This window comes from Sphingomonas sp. PP-F2F-G114-C0414 (assembly GCF_003688595.1).
Lineage (GTDB): Bacteria > Pseudomonadota > Alphaproteobacteria > Sphingomonadales > Sphingomonadaceae > Sphingomonas.
Genome location: NZ_RCWT01000011.1, coordinates 174,693 through 192,204 on the forward strand (window position 1 = coordinate 174,693; position 17,512 = coordinate 192,204).

Below are 17,512 nucleotides of genomic sequence, written 5' to 3' on the forward strand. Positions count from 1 at the left end.
AAGCGTTTCGCAGCCAAGTGGGGCTGTTTGCAGATACGCTCTGCAAATGTGCAGCATGGGGTGAGGCGTTCATGGATTGGGACGACGTCCGGTATTTCCTCGCTCTGGCGCGCACGCACCGGCTTGGGCCAGCCGCGAAACTGCTCGGGCAAGACGCGACGACGGTCTCGCGGCGGTTGCAACGTCTCGAGCGGCGGCTCCAGACGACGTTATTCGAGCAGACCGTGGCGGGATACGCGCTGACCGAGCGCGGCGCAGCGCTGCTCGACCATGCCGAAACGATGGAAGCGTCCGCGCTCGGAATCCAGGAGGTGGTCGGCACCGACGCGGGCGTGCTCGCCGGCCCGATCCGGTTGAGCGTCTCGGAAGGCTTCGGCAGCCGTATCCTCGCGCCGCGGCTCGCGTCGTTCACCAACCAGCATCCGCGGATCGCGGTCGACCTGATCGCGTCGACCGGCTTCCTCAATCCCTCACGACGAGAGGCGGATATCGCGGTGATGCTCGCGCGTCCGAAGAGCGGCCCGCTGGTAGCGCGGAAGCTGACCGACTATCACCTCGGCCTCTACGCGCATCCCGATCATCTCGCGCGGACGGGGCCGATTGCGACCACCGCGGACCTGATGCGGCACCGCCTGATCGGCTACGTGCCCGACATGATCTACGCGCCCGAACTCCGTTATCTGGCGGAGATCGACGGGCGGCTCGATGCCTCGATCCGCAGTTCGAGCATCGTGGCGCAGGCCGAGCTGATCGCGGCGGGGGCGGGATGCGGGATACTCCCGTGCTTCATCGGCGACCAAATGCCGGGACTGATGCGCGTGCTGCCCGAGGCGGTGGACATCCAGCGCTCGTTCTGGCTTGTCGTCCACCGTGACGTCCGGCGGATCGCGCGGATCGATCGGTTCATCTCCTGGCTGGACGTGACGATCGGCGAGCTCAAACCGCTGATGCTGGGCGACACCTCCCGGTCGTTTGCCGCGCCGGAGTGACCCAAGTATAGCGCGCGGCGGCGGCATTCCGCTCGTCCGGAGCAACAGCGTGACCCCGACCCTGTACCACAAGATGATAGACTGGATCGGCGACGGCACCGGGTTACCCGACACGATCCTGCACATCCACGCCGGGATGGCGCTGTTGATGCTCGCGCGACTGGTGACGCGCCGGTCGTTCGGGACGTTCATTCCGTGGTGGGTGGTCGTCGCGGGCGAGGCGTTCAACGAGATCATGGACCGCCTGACGTTCGGGTCGTGGCGGTGGGAGGATACCTCGCTCGATATCCTAAATACGCTGCTGTGGCCGACGGTGATCTGTCTCGGTGTGCGACTGCGGCCGATGATCGGGAAGCGCCGGCGGTAGCGATCGAAAGACGGTCGGGAGGATTGCCGACCTGCTCCCCTCCCTGAAAGGGAGGGGTTGGGGGTGGGTCGGCCAGTTGGCCAACGCCTCGGGATCCCAAGCGACCTACCCACCCCTAGCCCCTCCCTTCCAGGGAGGGGAACGCGTTGTGTTTGCGACTTAGTTCAGCCCAGCGCGATGTACCGCTGCAGGTGATAATCCTCGTCGCCCAACTGGTGGTCGATCATCACCAGCCGCTTCGCATAATGCGACACGGCATATTCCCACGTCATGCCGATACCGCCGTGGAGCTGGATCGACTCCTCCGCGACCAGCGCACCGGTCCGACCGACAGTGTATTTCGCCGCTGACAAAGTACGTTCGCGCGCTTTGGCATCGTCGCCGTCGAACGCCGAAGCGGCATTGATCACCGAGGACTGCGCCTGCTCGATCTCGAGCAGCACTGTCGCCATGCGGTGCTGGAGCGCCTGGAACTTGCCGATCGGCACGCCGAACTGCTTGCGGTCGCGGAGGTAGCCGAGTGTGGCTTCCTTGACGAACTCCATCGCGCCGACCGCTTCGGCCGACAGCGCGAGCAACCCCGCCCCGACCGCCGCATCGACGATCGCCTGCCCCTGCCCTCCGCCACCGACTCGCGCATCGGCGCCGAGCGTCACATTCTCGAACGTGACGTCACCGGCAGCGCCGCCTTCGACGACGTTGAAGCTGCGGACCGACACCCCAGCCGTATCCGCCGGCACGAGCAACACGAGCGGCTCACCATCCTGCTCCACCGTCACGACGAACACCGATGCCGCACCGGCCTGCGAAACGACTGCCTTCGTCCCGCTGAGCGTCCAGCCGTCACCGCTCTTCGCCGCGGTCACCGGCGTCGCGCCGTCGTCGTACGCGAACGCGGCGATCGTCTCGCCGGACACGATCCCGGCGAGCGTCTCGTCATGCCCGCCAGCCTTCGCCAGCGCACGCCCCGCCATCAGCGCACCGAGGAACGGCTCGACCACCAGCGCGCGGCCGAGCGCCTCGAACACCACCATGATGTCGAACCCGCTGCCGCCGAAGCCGCCCGCCGCCTCGTCGAACAGCGCGGAGACGATGCCGAGTTCGGTCAACTGCTGCCAGACCGCCGGGTCATACCCCGCCTCGCCATACGCCCCTGCGTTGCGCGTCTCGATCGGATAGCCGTCGCGCAACGCCCGCACGAGCGTGTCGGCCAGCATGCGGCGGTCGTCGGTGTGTTCGAAGTTCATGTGATCAGAGACCCAGGATGGCTTTGGAGATGATGTTCTTCTGGATCTCGTTCGACCCGCCGAAGATCGACAGTTTGCGGTTGTTGAAATAGCTCGGCGCCGCCATCGCCGCGTCCTCCGGCCCGACATCCTCGCCGTTCCACCCGGCTTCCAGAGCTTCGGGTATGTAGGGCGCCGCGTAGGAGCCATAGGCGCGCCGCGTCAGCGAGGTGATCTCCTGGCGGATCTCGGTGCCCTTGATCTTGAGCATCGAACTCTCCGCACCCGGCGCACCGCCACCCGCGACTGCTGCCAGCACGCGGAGGTTGGTAGTCTGCATGTTGGCCAGGTCGATCTCGACCCGCGCCATCCGCGCCGCGAACAAGGGATCATCCGCCAGCGAACGCCCGCCCTTCTTCTGCATCTGCGCGACTTCCTTCAGCCGCTCGAACGATGCGATCGAGAAGCCGACGCCGGCGATGTTGGTGCGCTCATAGGTCAGTAGGTATTTGGCGTAGGTCCAGCCCATATTCTCTTCACCGACGAGGTTGGCGACGGGCACCTCGACGTCGGTGAAGAACACCTCGTTCACCTCCTGCTCGCCGTCGATCAGCGTGATCGGGCGGACCTCGATGCCGGGCGACTTCATGTCGATCAGCAGGAACGAGATCCCCTCCTGCTTCTTCGCGGTCGCGTCGGTGCGGACGAGGCAGAAGATCATGTCGGCATGCTGGCCGAGCGTCGTCCACGTCTTCTGGCCGTTCACGACATAGACATCGCCCCCCTCCCGCGTCTGGCGAACGGCCGTGGTCTTCAAGCCCGCAAGATCGGACCCCGCGCCCGGCTCGGAATACCCCTGGCACCACCAGTCGGAGCCGTCGAGAATCCGCGGCAACCACTGCTTCTTCTGCTCTTCCGAGCCATATTTGATCAGCACCGGCCCGAGCATGTTTACCCCGAACGGTACGACGCGGGGCGCGTGCGCGAGCGCGGATTCATTGTCGAAGATGAAGCGCTGGATCACGCTCCAGCCCGGACCGCCCCACTCCTCGGGCCAGTGGTTCGCCAGCCAGCCGCGCTCGTTGAGGATCGCGTGCCATTCCTCCATGTCCGACTTGCGCAGCCGCTTGCCCTCGCGGACCAGCGTCGAGAGGCGAGCGGGAAGTTTGTCGCGAAAGAACGCGCGGACTTCCTCGCGGAACGATTCTTCCTCGGGCGTGAAGCTGAGATCCATGGCCATGTGACTCCTGATGTTGGAGCCTGTGTGCCACAGTCGATCGCGGAATTGAAGGACCGGTATGGTCCGAAACGAAGAAAACGCAGTGCCGAACGACGCAGGTTAATCCGGGCGGTATCGCCGCCCACACGTCATCCTGACGAAAGTCAGGACCCAGGGCAACAGGCGCTAACGGTCCTGGCTCTGGGTCCTGACTTTCGCCAGGATGACGGAGCGGATCAGAACCGGTAGCTGATCCAGCCAGCCAGGAAGTCGGAGTTCTTGTACCCCGAATTGGTCAGCGCCGGCCCCGCGATCAGATGCTCGTAGCGCCCGGTGAACGACAGCCGCGAGGTGAACGGATACACCGCCTGGAACCGCAGCGTATCGGCGATCTTCTTGCCCCCGAAATTCTGCGTGTCGGCAAACGCGGTCCCGTTCGCACGGTACACCGCATCGCTCGTCGTATCGCGCCACGAGCGTTGATATTCCGCCGTCAGCCGCAGCTTGTCGAACACGCTGAACGTCACGTTCGGCGCCAGCGCGACCAGGTTGGTCGGCGTCGCGAACAGTTGATAGCTGTAGTAGATATTGTTGCCGAATGGCGCGAGCGAGTTGCGCAACGTGCCCTTGCCATAGGCGCCACCACCGCTCGCATAATCGGCGTGGAAGCCGACGCGCGGCGCCGACTTGCCTTCGCCGAGCTTGTAGGTCTGCGCTAGCAGGATCAGCCACGCCTTGATCGAGCGGTTGTCGTACGAACCGCCCTGGTAATTGATCGTCCAGTCGAGATTGACCGGCCCCGCGTCACCCCAGACGTGCAGGCCGTAAAAATTGCGGACTTCACGCGCATTGTCCGTGCCCCATACCGCCGCGCGGTTGCGCAAGCGCCAGAGGAACGGATCGACGTACAACTTCGAGCCCCCGAACAGCGTCTCCGGCACGACGATGCCCGTCGAGATGCCCGAGAACCGCCGCGCGCTCTCCGCATTGTCATCCTGAGTACCGCCATTGCCATACGCGGTCGGCTTGAAGTCGAACACGTCGGCGCGGACGCCAGCGGTGCGCGCCCAGGCGCGGAAGCCGTTGAAGCCGAAGAACAAGGTGTTGTTGTCGCGCGGCACGACTAGCAGGTTCGGGCCGTCGGCGAACGTCTGGCGGCCATAGCGCACGCCGACATCGACATCGGCGACCGTCCCGGTCAGATCGACGAATGCCTGCTGCACGGCTAGCTTGTTGCGCAGGTTCGGCAGCGCGGTGCCGAGATTCTGCCCTTCCAGCGTACCGTGCGCGAGTTCGCCGTAGAAGCGAAGGTGCTTGCCAACGTGCAGATCGGCGCCCCCGAACACGCGAAGGATATCCTGCCGCTGTGCCTCGGCATCACGCAAATTGGGGTTGGTCGTTTCGTTGACGCGCAACCGCGCCTCGCCCGACAGCGTCAGATACACGTCGCCGTCGCCTGCCAGCGAAATGAACTTCAGCTGGTCGACGATGTCCTTGCGCTTCTTCGGATCGCGCAGCTTCGACCAGTCCTCCGCCCAACGCGACTGGTTGTAGCCGCTCGCCGTCACGCCGTCGCCGACCGCGGCATTGGGATAGCTCTCGGCGATCGGCGAGGCTTCGTCGGTGCTCGACACATCCTTGGCGCCGATATTGGCCGGGCGCGAAGGCGGCGCCTCGGCCTGCGCGGTGGCAACATTCGCGAACGCGAAGATCGAGAGCGCGGACGTGGCAAGGCCGGCCGCGTGCCGCAAGCGGCGCATCGTCATCGAGGTCATAAGCAAGTTCCGGTACTGGCGAACGGGGACGGACTGGCCACCCCCGCCGGCATCAATGGGCGGTAGCAGCGGCGGGGATCGCCGCCGGCACGAACTCGGGAAGCTTGCCCGACAGCGCAGCATCGAGCTTGTCGCGGTCGAGTGCGCCTTCCCAGCGAGCGACGACGATCGTCGCGACCGCGTTACCGATGAAGTTGGTGAGACTGCGGCACTCGCTCATGAAGCGATCGACGCCGAGGATCAGCGCCATCCCCGCGATCGGCACGGTCGGCACGATCGACAGCGTCGCGGCCAGGGTAATGAAGCCCGCGCCGGTGACGCCCGCCGCACCCTTCGACGAGATCATCGCCACGACCAGCAGCAACAGTTCCTGCCCGAGCGTCAGGTGCGTGTTGGTCGCCTGCGCGATGAACAGCGCCGCCAGCGTCATGTAGATGTTGGTGCCATCGAGGTTGAACGAATAGCCGGTCGGCACGACCAGCCCGACGACCGACTTCTCGCAGCCCGCCGCCTCCATCTTCTGGATCAGGTTCGGCAATGCGGCTTCCGACGACGACGTCCCGAGCACCAGCAGAAGCTCGGCCTTGAGATACTTGATCAGCTTGAAGATCGAGAAGCCCGTAAGCCGAGCGACCGTGCCGAGGATGACGATCACGAACAGCGCCGCGGTGAGGTAGAAGGTCGCGACCAACGCGCCGAGATTGGCGAGGCTGCCGATCCCGTATTTGCCGATCGTGAACGCGATCGCACCGAACGCACCCAGCGGGGCGGCGCGCATCAGGATGCCGACCAGCTTGAAGACGATCAGGCTGAGGCGCTCGAGGAAGTTCAGCACCGGCTTGGCAGGCTCGCCGACCAGGCTCAGCGAAATGCCGAACAGGATCGCGACGAGCAGGATCTGGAGGATGTTGCCCTCGGTGAACGCGCTGACCATCGTGTCCGGGATGATGCTCATCAGGAACCCGGTGATCGTCGTCTCGTGCGCCTTCACGGTGTAGTCGGCGATGCCCTTGGTATCGAGCGTGGCAGCGTCGATGTTCATCCCCGCGCCCGGCTGGACGACGTTGGCCACGATGAGCCCGACGATCAGCGCCAATGTCGAGAAGAACAGGAAGTAGGCGAACGCCTTGCCAGCGACGCGGCCGACCGAGCCGAGCTCCTTCATCCCGGCGATGCCGGTGACGAGCGTCAGGAAGATCACCGGGGCGATGATCATCTTCACCAGCTTGATGAACGCATCGCCGAGCGGCTTCAACGCCGCGCCGTACGCCGGATAGAAATGCCCGAGCGCCGCGCCGAGCGCGATCGCGATCAGGACCTGGATATAGAGCTGGCCGCTCCAGCGCTTCCGCGCGGGCGTTTCCGCGACGCCATATGTCTGGGTGGGTAGGGTCAACATCGCCTCCTGCTATCCTCGTCCACTCACGCGGGACGTTGTGTGCGACGGTAATGCCGGGCCGAACCCGGGACTACAAGAGCAGCCCCTTCAGCGCTTAGAACGTTGGTTTTTAGCCGTTTATCAGCATACCCATTGTTCGGACGTGTGGAAATCGCCGCATTTCATCAATGGTGCGGGCGGTGCGTGTGTGATAATCCGCACAAAATGACGCGACTCCGATCTCCCCTTTTCGTCACCGCGTTGACGGTGCTGATGGCGTTCGCGGCGCTTGGCACGATCGTCGCAGGAGTCGCCTCGATCTACGGCCAGCGCGCCGCCGAAGACGCGCGCGCGGGTGTGCGGATGCGCGCGGTCCAGCAGACGCGGAGCAACCTCCGCCTGCTCGAAGCCGAGTTGCAGACCTATCGCCTGCTGCCGATTATGCTCGGCGAGTATCCCGATGTTCGCGCGGCGCTGGCATCGGGCAAGGTCGACCAGGCGCTCAACACCAAGCTCGCGCTGCTGGCCGAACGCACCGGCGCCCCGGTGATCTACGCGCTCGATACGCAGGGCATGACGATCGCCGCCTCGAACGCCGGTCGCCCCGACAGCTTCCTTGGCCACGACTACCGCTTCCGCGACTATTTCACCAAGGCGATGGCGTCGGGCGCGACCGAGTTCTTCGCGCTCGGTAGCGTCAGCGGGCGGCCCGGCCTGTACCTGTCACGACGGATCGACCGCGCCGGTCGACCGCTCGGGGTGGTGGTGGTCAAGGTCGAGTTCGAGAAGATCGCGCGCGCGTGGATCCAGGACCGGATGGCGACCTTCGTCACCGATCCCGACGGCATCATCCTGATCTCCAGCGATCCGAAGCTCGAATTTAGGACCACCCGCCCGCTCTCGCCCTCGCGTCGCGCCGAGCTGGTCGAGACGCGCCAGTTCGGGACGTCGCCGCTGGCCCCCGCCCCGCTGACGCTTGCCGAGGGGGTGTCACGGCTGCCCGACGGATCGCCGGCGATCACGGTGTCGCTGCCGGTACCGATCTCGGGCTGGCGGCTGGTGCATATGGAGCCGCTCGACGCTGCCCTGCGCACCGCCGCCGCGCGCACGCGCTGGGCCACCGCGATCGCCGCGATGCTGACGATCGCCGCGATGCTCGGCGCATGGTGGCTGTACGAGCGGCGCAAGCGCAACGTCGGCGCGCGCGCGGAACTGGAGGCGGAAGTCGCCCGCCGCACCGCCGAGCTCCGCGCCACCGCCGACCGCCTCCAGATCGAGGTCGAGCAGCGCGAGGCGTCCGACCAGCGGTTCCGTCAGGCCCGCGAAGAGCTGGCGCACGCCAACCGCGTCGGCTCGATCGGCACGATCACCGCCAGCGTCGCGCACGAAATCAACCAGCCCGTCGCCGCGATCCGCACCTTCGCCGACAACGCCGCCGCCTTCCTGGACCGCGGCGAACCTGCGCGCGCGGCAACCAACCTCCAATCGATCGTCGACCTCACCAGCCGGATCGGCACGATCACCGCCGGGCTGAGGCGCTATGCCCGGCGCGGCGCAGGATCGATCGGCCCCGTCGCGCTCGACGAGGCGATCGACGGCGTCCGCCTGCTGATCGGCGACCGCTTCCGCGCCAAGGGCGTGACGCTCGACCTGCCAAACGGTCCCGAGGCGCGACTGACGGTGATCGCCGGCCGCGTCCGCCTGGAGCAGGTGCTGGTCAACCTCCTCCAGAACGCGCTCGACGCGGTCGCCGACCGCCGCGATGCTCGGGTGAGCGTCACCGTCGGGCGTAAAGGCCGCGACGTCGTGCTGACCGTCGCCGACAACGGTCCCGGTATCGAGGCCGACATCGCCGACCACCTCTTCACCCCGTTCGCGACGAGCAAGAAGGACGGCCTCGGGCTCGGTCTCGGCATCGCGCGCGACATCATGACCGAGTTCGGCGGCACGCTCGACCTCGTCCCCGCTCCAGAAGGCGCCATTTTCCGTATGATCCTGGTGAAGGCATGAGCGAGCAAGCCGTTCTGCTCGTCGACGACGACGACGTGTTGCGCGGTGCGCTCGAGCAATCGTTCGAGCTCGCCGGCATCGCGGTGATCGCCGAGCGCGATCCGACCGTCGCGCTCGCCCGCGTGACCGCCGGGTTCGATGGCGCGGTGGTGTCCGACATCCGCATGCCGAAGATGGACGGCCTCGAACTCTTCCGCCGGATCGCCGCGATCGACCACGAAATCCCGGTGCTGCTGATGACCGGCCACGGCGACGTCGCGATGGCGGTCGCCGCGCTCAAGAACGGCGCGTTCGACTTCATCCCGAAACCCTTCGCGACCGATCATTTGATTGCGGGAGCACGCCGGGCGCTCGAAATGCGCCGCCTCGTGCTCGACAACCGCCGTCTCCGCGCCGCGGCCGAAGAAACGATCGGCGCCGAACCGCTGATCGGCGAGACCCCGGTGATGGTCCGCCTCCGCGAAACCATGCGCCAGATCGCGCAGGCCGACATCGACGTGCTGGTCGAAGGCGAGACCGGCACCGGCAAGGAACTCGTCGCCGTCCTCCTCCACCGGTGGAGCAACCGCAGGTCACGCCCGTTCGTCGCGGTCAACTGCGCCGCGCTGCCCGAGGCGGTCGCCGAGATCGAGCTGTTCGGCCACGACGGCGACTCGCGCCTGCCGCGCACCGGCCGGATCGAGGCCTCGAACCGCGGCACGCTGTTCCTCGACGAAATCGAGAGCACGCTGCCGGCGTTTCAGGCAAAACTGCTGCGGGTACTGGAGGAGCGCGAGGTGATGCCGGTCGGCGGCGACCTCCCCCGCGCGCTAGACCTGCGCGTGATCGCCGCCGCCAAACCCGGCCTCGAACAGGCGGTCGAGGAAGGCCGGTTCCGCGCGGATCTCCTGTTCCGGCTCGACGCGGTCCGCCTGCGCATCCCGCCGCTCAGAGAACGCCGCGACGACATCCCGCTGCTGTTTGGGCATTTGCTCCACCAGGCGGCAGAACGGTTCGGCCGCGAGGTCCCGACGATCGACACCGCGACGCTAGCGTATCTCGGCCAGCACGACTGGCCCGGCAACGTTCGCGAACTCGACAACCTGGCGAAACGTCTCGTGTTGCGCGTCGAGGCGGAAGAGGCGGTCGACGAGGACAGCGACATCCCCCTCCCCGCCCGCGTAGACAAGTTCGAGGAAGCGACGATCCGCGCCGTTCTCCAACAGGTAAGTGGCGACGTCCGCTCCGCGCTGGCGGCACTCGGCATCCCGCGAAAGACGTTCTACGACAAGCTCAAGCGCCACGAGATCGACGTAGAAGCGTATCGCCCGACCAAGGGCTGACCGCAGATCCTCCCCTGTAAGGGGAGGATCAGACCTAAGTCGGAATGACCGGCGGCGGCACCCCGCCCTGCCGTGTCGCCACGAACTTCGCGAGCGGCGGCCCGATCAGCAACACCCCCAGGAACCGCAACACCTGAAGCGCCATCACGAATGGCACATCCACCGGACTCGACGCAGCGATGATCGCAACCGAGTCCATCCCACCAGGGCTGGTCGCCAGATACGCGGTGACCGGATCGATCCCCCACCACCGCGTCAACGCCGCCGCGATCCCGCCGCAGAACGCGATCAACAACGCCACCGACAGCAGGATCCGCGGCATCGCCTTACCCGCCACCCGCAGCGTATCGCGCGTGAACGACAACCCGATCCGCCACCCGACCACCGCATAGCTGATCGCCAGCAGCCACTGCGGCAACACCGGCTGCGCAACGCCGGTAACGTTGAGCGCCGCTCCCGCCACCAGCGACCCGAGCAGCGCACCGGCGGGAAGCTTCAACACGACGCCAACACTCGCACCGACACCGGCAATCGCGATCGTCCGCAGCACGGCGACCGGGTCTACGGAGGCGAACCACGTAGCCGCGACATGATGCCCGCTCCCGCCACCGACCATCACCGCCGCCAGCACCGACGCGACCACCGCCACGCTCACCACCCGCGTGTAGGTCATCACCGCGACCAGCCGCGAATCCGCGCCGTACGCCTGCGCCATCAACACCATCGCGCTCGCCGCGCCGGGCGTCGATCCCCATACCGCGACGGTGCCCGGCAACACCTGCCACCGGCTCAGCAAATATCCGAGCACGCTACTGGCCGCGAGCGTGACGAAATTGACCATCAGGAACACCGGCCAGTGATCCGCCACGGTCGCGACGATCCCCGTGGTAATCGACCCCGCGATCAGCGTCCCGACCGCCGCCTGCGCCCCGCGAAACGCCGACGTCGGCACGCTCAGCGACCACCCCCGCACCGCCAGCACGACCGCCGCGACCATCGGCCCGAGCAGCAATCCCGCGGGCAGCCCGACGACCTCCAGCAGCCCCGCGATCACCGCCGACAGTGCGATCAAGACGGCCCACCGCCAGATCATGCCTTGGCAGCGAACCAGATCGTGTGCCGCGCGCCACCCTTCCGCGTCGCCCGCGCGATCACTTCGTCGACTGCAAAACCGGCTTCAGCAAGGCGGGTGGCGAACGGCTTGCTCGGCGCTGACGACCATACGGCAAGCACCCCACCCGGCCGCAAAGCCGATCGCGCCAGAGACAATCCACGCGCCCCGTAAAGCCGGTCATTACCCGGCCGAGAAATCCCGTCCGGGCCGTTATCGACGTCGAGCAGGATCGCGTCCCAATCGCCCTCCGCGATCGCCGCGGCGACATCGCCCTCAAAAATGTGCGTCCGCGGATCGGTCAGGCTGTCCCCGTGCAGCGCCGCCATAGGCCCCCGCGCCCACTCGATCACCGCCGGCACGATCTCCGCAACCGCTACTTCCGCGTCAGGCCCAAGCCGAGCCAGCGCCGCGCGGAGGGTAAACCCCATCCCAAGGCCGCCGATCAGCATCCGAACTCCCGGCCGCCCGCCGATCCGGTCACAAGCCTGCTCCGCCAGCGCCTCTTCCGATCCGCTCAGCCGGCTGTTCATCAACTCGTTCGCACCGAGCATGATCGAGAACTCGGCGCCACGCTGAAGCAAGCGAAGCTCACCCCCACCCGGCACCTGCGCCGTCCCGAGTAGAACCCGAGGGATCATGCCGACCAAGCCGCGATATCGTCCTGCTCGCCGATCAAGGCCAGCCCGTGCGCGATCGAAGTCAGCTCGCCACCGCTCATGATCGCCGCCTCGCCGAACCGCTCGACGAAGATCCGGCGGATACGCGGAATCAGCGACGACCCGCCGGTCAAAAACACCCGGTCGATCTCGCCGCCACCGACGTTCGCCACCTCCAAAGCCCGGTCGACCGCCGCCTCGATCCGCACCACGTCGTCGGCGATCCAGCCCTCGAACTGCGCCCGCGTCACGTCCGCCTCGATCTCCAGCCCCGCACCCGCAAAGTGGAAATGCGCATCCTCACCGCTCGACAGCGCGCGCTTCAGCGACCCGACCGCATCATATAGCGGATAGCCGAGTTCGTTCTCGATCACCGCGATCATCCGCCCGATCGCATCCGGATCGATCGCGGTCTTCTGCAACCGCTCCAGTTCGGTCATCGTCTTGCGGTTGCGCATCAGCGCCAGCCTGGACCAGTCCGCGAAATCGGCGAAATACGCGCGCGGAATCTCCAGTTCCTTGCCGAACGACTTGTACGCGCCGCCCTTGCCCAGCATCGGCAGCACCAGCCGGTCGAGGATCCGGTAATCGAACCGATCGCCCGCGATCCCAACGCCAGCATGCCCGAGCGGCGTACAGCGTCGCGCAGCCCCAGGTTCGGCCACGCGCACGACCGAAAAGTCGCTCGTACCGCCGCCGAAATCCGCCACCAGGATCGTCGCCGGCTCGGTCAGTCGCGTCGCGTAGCTATAGGCAGCACCGAGCGGTTCGTAGACGTAATGGATCTCCGCCCCGAAACCCTTGAACATCGCGTCATAGCGCGTGCGGGCGAGCGCTTCGTCAGGCCGCGCGCCGGCATATTCGACCGGGCGACCCACCACGATCCGGTGTGGCCGCGTATCAAGCTTGCCGCCCGCATGCGAAATCAGCTTTTCGAGAAACAGCTGGCCCATCTCTTCGAAGCGGTAGCGCTTGTCGAACACCGACGCCTGCTCGAACGTCTTCATCGCCGCGACCGACTTGAACGACTGGATGAACCGGCTGTCGAGCGGATACTCCATATATTCCGCGATCGCCCACGGCCCCGCATCCGACGCGAGTCCCTTGCCGCTGTCGTCCTGCCAGAAACACAACGCCGAGCGGAACACGGGACTCGTCTCGGCGGGCGCGGCGAAGGTTACCAGCTCCGGTGTGCCACCCTTCGTCCCGAGCGCCACGACGCTGTTGGTCGTGCCGAAGTCCAGCCCCAGGGCGGGGCCGCCAGCGTCCATCTGCATGCGTCGTCCTTCAATGAACGCGCGCCTATGCCGACGCGGAGGGCGGGATGGCAACCGGTAAAGTCGGTTTCGGGCCACTTCTACCCGCCCAAAGCTGATCCCCGATGCGCCCAAATAACCTCGCTGCTGTCCCCAAAGCGCCTCCCCGGCGGAGGCCGGGGTCCAGGTGGAAAGGTGGCAATGACAACGGGCCGGCCTCCGTTAGCATCGCCTCCCCGACTGGACCCCGGCCTCCGCCGGGGAGGTATGGTCGTACGCCGACACATCGTATCAACCCGTTCCGACTACCGCCCGATCATCGCCCGTATCCGGTTGGCCAGCACATCCAGCGCGAACGGTTTGGTGATCATGTCCATCCCCTCGCCGAGGAAATCGCCGCGCACCGCCGCCTTCTCCGCATAGCCCGTCACGAACAGCACCTTGAGCCCCGGACGATGCACGCGTGCGATCTCGGCAACCTGCCGGCCATTGATCCCCGGCAGGCCGACATCGCTGACGAGCAGGTCGATCCGCTGCTCGCTTTCCAGGAACGGCACCGCGGCGCGCCCATCCGCGGCCTCGAGCACGCCATAGCCCAGCCCCTGCAACACATCGACGATGAGCATCCGCACCGCCGGGTCGTCCTCGACCAGCAGCACCTGCTCGCCGTCGGCACGCGGCAGCTCGGCATCGGCGATCTCGACCGGCGCCTCCACCGTGCCACGGAACCGCGGCAGGTACAGCTTGACGGTCGTGCCCTGCCCTTCCTCCGAATAGATCCGCACATGCCCGCCCGATTGCCGCGCGAAACCGTAGATCATCGACAGGCCGAGCCCGGTGCCCTGCCCGATCGGCTTGGTCGTGAAGAACGGATCGAACGCCTTGGCGATCACCGATGCGCTCATGCCCGTGCCGGTGTCCGACACGCCGATCACGACGAAATCGCCTGGCTCCAGATCTTCGATCGTCTCGGTATAATGTGCGTCGAGATGCGCGTTCTCGGTCTCGATCGTCAGCAACCCGCCCTCGGGCATCGCATCGCGCGCGTTGATCGCCAAGTTGAGCAGCGCGCTTTCGAGCTGGTTCGCGTCGGTATGCGCCGGCCAGATCCCCGGCGTGCGCCGCACCTCCAACCCGGCATTCTCGCCGAGCGTCCGCCGCAACAGATCCTCCATCCCGTCGACCAGCTCGCCGACATCGACCGCCTTCACATCGAGCGACTGGCGCCGCGAGAACGCCAGCAGGCGCTGCGTCAGGCCGGCGGCACGGTTCGCCGACACAGTCGCCGCCTCGATATACCGATCGACGCGTTCATGCCGGACCTCGGGAAGATTGCGGCGGACCATGTCGAGCCCGCCGATGATCCCCGTCAGCATGTTGTTGAAATCGTGCGCGATGCCGCCGGTGAGCTGGCCGACCGCCTCCATCTTCTGCGCCTGGCGGAGCGCATCCTCGACGCGCGCGAGCCGGGCTTCGTTCTCCTTCTCCTCGGTGATGTCGCGGCCGACCGCATTGATCATCCCGTCGCCAGGCTGCGCGGCCCAGCTGATCCAGCGGTAACTCCCGTCCTTGCAGCGATAGCGATTGTCGATCCGCGTGATGATCTGGCCGCGCGCGATCCCCGCCGCGCCCTCGCTGGTATGGTCCACGTCGTCGGGATGGAGCAGCGCGAACAGCGGCCGACCGATGATCTCCTCCATTTCCCAGCCGAGCATCTCGGTCCAGGCCGGGTTTACCGCGACGATCGTACCGTCATATTCCGCGCGCAGCATGATATCGGTCGACAGGTCCCACAGCCGGTCGCGGTCCGCCTTCGACGCCACGACTGCCTCTTCGAGCCCCTCGTTGACCGCGCGCAGCTGTCGCTCGACGGCCTTGCGCGCGGACTGGTCGAGCAGCGCGCCGATCATCCGCAGCGGCTGGCCGGCCTCGTCGCGGATCAGATAGCCGCGGTCGAGCACATCGGCATAGTGGCCGTCGGCGCGCAGAAACCGGTATTCCTCGGTCCATTCGGTGCCGCCGCCGTCGATTACCGCATGGATGCTGCGATCGATCCGCCCCCGATCCTCGGGATGGATGTGGTCGATCCACCAGTCGCCGGTCGGGTCGACTCTCGCAAGATCATGGCCATAGGCGGTGGTCAGCGCCTCGTTCCACAACACGTAATTGCGGCGCAGATCCCAGTCCCAGATCGCATCGTTGGTCGCGCGCGCAGCAAGCCGCAGCCGTTCGCTCGTCTCGCGAAGCGCCGCCTGCGCCTGCCGATCGCGCGAAACGTCCTGCACCGTGCCGATCAACCGGATCGGCGTGTCGTCGTCGAAGAACGCGGCACCGTGCGCCGACACGTGACGCTCCACCCCGTCCTCCTGCCCGATCGTGCGGTATTCGGCCTCGAACGTGCGCGTCCCCTGCGGATCGAGCGACGCGAGGACCGCGGCGTTGGCGGCGACCCGGTCGTCGGGATGAAGATTGGCGAGAAAGGACGACGCATAGTCGACCGGCTTGCCCGGCGAGATCCCGAACAGCGCGCGGCAGCGGTCGTCCCAGGTCAGCACGCCCACGATCGGCCGATAGTCGAACCGGCCAAGCTGCGCGACTCGCGTCGCCAGCTCGAGTTCGTTCTGGCTTTCGGCAAGCGCGATATCCTTGCGGCGGCGTTCGCTGATATCGTTGAACAGCACGGCGACCCGGTTGGTCCCGGACTCATCGACGCGGTAGGCGTGGACATCGTACCAGCGTCCGTCGAACGCTTCGACATGATCCTCGAACCTGGCGGGTTCACCGGTGGTCGCGACCCGTGCATAGATCGCGTACCAGCGTTCCTCGAGATCGGGCACGAGATCGCGCATCCACTTGCCGACGACGTCGCTTAGCCCGGTCTCGCGCTCGAACGCCGCGTTGGTCTCGATGAACCGATAGTCGACCGCACGATCGCCCTCGAACGCGAGCTCGATCAGGCAGAACCCGGCGTCGAGCGAATTGAACAGCGACCGGAAGCGTTCCTCGCTCGCCTTCAGCGCAACATCGGCGCGACTCCGCTCGACCGCGTCCGAAGTCCGCAGCGCGACATCCTCGACCAGCGCGATATCGGCGGGCGTCCAGATCCGCGGGGCGGGTTCATGGACGTACAGGATCGCGGTCAGTTCGTCGTGCCGCACGAGCGGAAACACGATCAGCGCGCACGCCCCGATGCTCGTCCACGCCGCGCCGTAATCGGGATCGCTCGATCGCGGATCGGTATGGCAATCGTCGACGATCACCGTCTTGCCCGCACGCAGATCGTCGAGCAGCCCCGTACCGAACGCACTCAGCAGACGCGTCTCGCCCGCCAGGCTGTGCAGCGCACCACTCGTCCAGTCGCCAGCGATATGCATCGCCGTGCCGTCCGGCACCACTTCGCCGTAGCCGCACCGCGCCACGCCGAGATGCGACCCGAGCGTCGCCGCGGCTGCCGCCATGATCAGGTCGGGGCCGTCGAGCCCGCGCAGCAGATCGACCAGGGCCAGCTGAAACGCCTGCCGTGCCAGCAATTCGTCACGGTCGAGAAGATGCGATTGCATGCTGGGATACCTGCCCAAACCGCTCCGATAAGTCGAGCGATAGAAGCGGTATGACTAGCGCCGCTTCAGCCGCACGAGCGCGGCATCGAGCGCAGACAGGAACGCGGAACGGTCGGTCTTGGAGAACGGCCCCGGCCCGCCGATGATGTCACCGCCCGCGCGCAGGTCGGCCATGATCGCGCGGGTCGCGATCGCGCCGCCGATCGAGCTGGTGGTGAACGGCTTGCCGGTGTTGGCGAGCACGCTCGCGCCGGCCTTCACGCAGCGGTCGGCAAGCAGGATGTCGGCGGTGATCACGACCGATTTCGCATCGGCCTGTTCGGCGATCCAGTCGTCGGCGGCGTCGAAGCCGTCGCTGACCACGACGCGCGAGATCAGCGGATGGACGGGGATGCGGAAATGGCTGTTCGCGACGATCGTCACGGGCACTTCGTGGCGCCACGCGACCTTGTAGATCTCGTCTTTGACGGGGCATGCGTCGGCGTCGACGAGGATGCGGATCGCGCTGGAAGATACGTTCGTCATCGTACACCTCCCAAACCGCCCCACTCATTCCCGTCATCCTGACGAAAGTCAGGATCCAGGATCAAGCAGGGCGGCGTTCGTTACTCTGGATCCTGACTTTCGTCAGGATGACGGA

General features: G+C 66.5%; 13 protein-coding genes. 4 read left to right on the top strand and 9 right to left on the bottom strand.

Going from position 1 to position 17,512, the window contains the following annotated elements; all coding sequences use genetic code 11:
• The first annotated feature begins 71 nt into the window (after window positions 1-71).
• Together C8J47_RS09980 and C8J47_RS09985 are read left to right on the top strand one after the other, a co-directional pair.
• Window positions 72-989: a LysR family transcriptional regulator gene (locus C8J47_RS09980; protein ID WP_121885545.1), complete on the top strand. Its 918-nt coding sequence runs from the start codon at window positions 72-74 to the stop codon at window positions 987-989.
• A 49-nt stretch (window positions 990-1,038) separates the two neighbouring features.
• On the top strand, window positions 1,039-1,356 hold the full coding sequence (locus tag C8J47_RS09985; protein WP_056055194.1) for a hypothetical protein: 318 nt from the start codon (window positions 1,039-1,041) through the stop codon (window positions 1,354-1,356).
• A gap of 164 nt (window positions 1,357-1,520) precedes the next feature.
• Here C8J47_RS09985 and C8J47_RS09990 read toward each other — a convergent pair whose 3' ends face one another.
• From C8J47_RS09990 to C8J47_RS10005, 4 genes are all read right to left on the bottom strand, one after another.
• Complete coding sequence (locus tag C8J47_RS09990; RefSeq protein ID WP_121885546.1) at window positions 1,521-2,603, bottom strand: acyl-CoA dehydrogenase family protein; 1,083 nt, start codon at window positions 2,601-2,603, stop codon at window positions 1,521-1,523.
• 4 nt (window positions 2,604-2,607) lie between these two features.
• Window positions 2,608-3,816, bottom strand: a complete 1,209-nt coding sequence (locus C8J47_RS09995; protein WP_121885840.1) for an acyl-CoA dehydrogenase family protein — start codon at window positions 3,814-3,816, stop codon at window positions 2,608-2,610.
• A gap of 221 nt (window positions 3,817-4,037) precedes the next feature.
• Window positions 4,038-5,567: an alginate export family protein gene (locus C8J47_RS10000; RefSeq protein ID WP_404969274.1), complete on the bottom strand. Its 1,530-nt coding sequence runs from the start codon at window positions 5,565-5,567 to the stop codon at window positions 4,038-4,040.
• Between the two features lie 61 nt (window positions 5,568-5,628).
• Window positions 5,629-6,975, bottom strand: a complete 1,347-nt coding sequence (locus tag C8J47_RS10005; RefSeq protein ID WP_121885547.1) for a dicarboxylate/amino acid:cation symporter — start codon at window positions 6,973-6,975, stop codon at window positions 5,629-5,631.
• Window positions 6,976-7,179: 204 nt separating this feature from the next.
• Here C8J47_RS10005 and C8J47_RS10010 point away from each other — a divergent pair, with 204 nt between their 5' ends.
• Together C8J47_RS10010 and C8J47_RS10015 are read left to right on the top strand one after the other, a co-directional pair.
• Window positions 7,180-8,964, top strand: a complete 1,785-nt coding sequence (locus C8J47_RS10010) for an ATP-binding protein (protein ID WP_220683367.1) — start codon at window positions 7,180-7,182, stop codon at window positions 8,962-8,964.
• A complete protein-coding gene (locus tag C8J47_RS10015) occupies window positions 8,961-10,286 on the top strand; it encodes a sigma-54 dependent transcriptional regulator (protein ID WP_107954365.1) in 1,326 nt (441 codons plus the stop codon). The genes C8J47_RS10010 and C8J47_RS10015 overlap by 4 nt, the downstream gene beginning before the upstream one ends.
• 34 nt (window positions 10,287-10,320) lie before the next feature.
• Here C8J47_RS10015 and C8J47_RS10020 read toward each other — a convergent pair whose 3' ends face one another.
• The 5 genes from C8J47_RS10020 to C8J47_RS10040 form a co-directional block, all read right to left on the bottom strand.
• Window positions 10,321-11,379 carry an AbrB family transcriptional regulator gene (locus C8J47_RS10020; RefSeq protein WP_121885548.1) on the bottom strand — a complete coding sequence of 353 codons (1,059 nt, stop codon included), beginning with the start codon at window positions 11,377-11,379 and terminating at the stop codon, window positions 10,321-10,323.
• Window positions 11,376-12,038: a spermidine synthase gene (locus C8J47_RS10025; RefSeq protein ID WP_121885549.1), complete on the bottom strand. Its 663-nt coding sequence runs from the start codon at window positions 12,036-12,038 to the stop codon at window positions 11,376-11,378. The genes C8J47_RS10020 and C8J47_RS10025 overlap by 4 nt, the downstream gene beginning before the upstream one ends.
• A complete protein-coding gene (locus C8J47_RS10030; RefSeq protein ID WP_121885843.1) occupies window positions 12,035-13,327 on the bottom strand; it encodes an Hsp70 family protein in 1,293 nt (430 codons plus the stop codon). Before C8J47_RS10030 ends, C8J47_RS10025 begins: the two co-directional genes overlap by 4 nt.
• A gap of 290 nt (window positions 13,328-13,617) precedes the next feature.
• Complete coding sequence (locus tag C8J47_RS10035; RefSeq protein WP_121885550.1) at window positions 13,618-16,872, bottom strand: PAS domain-containing protein; 3,255 nt, start codon at window positions 16,870-16,872, stop codon at window positions 13,618-13,620.
• Window positions 16,873-16,926: 54 nt separating this feature from the next.
• Complete coding sequence (locus C8J47_RS10040; protein ID WP_121885551.1) at window positions 16,927-17,397, bottom strand: YaiI/YqxD family protein; 471 nt, start codon at window positions 17,395-17,397, stop codon at window positions 16,927-16,929.
• Between the last annotated feature and the right edge of the window lie 115 nt (window positions 17,398-17,512).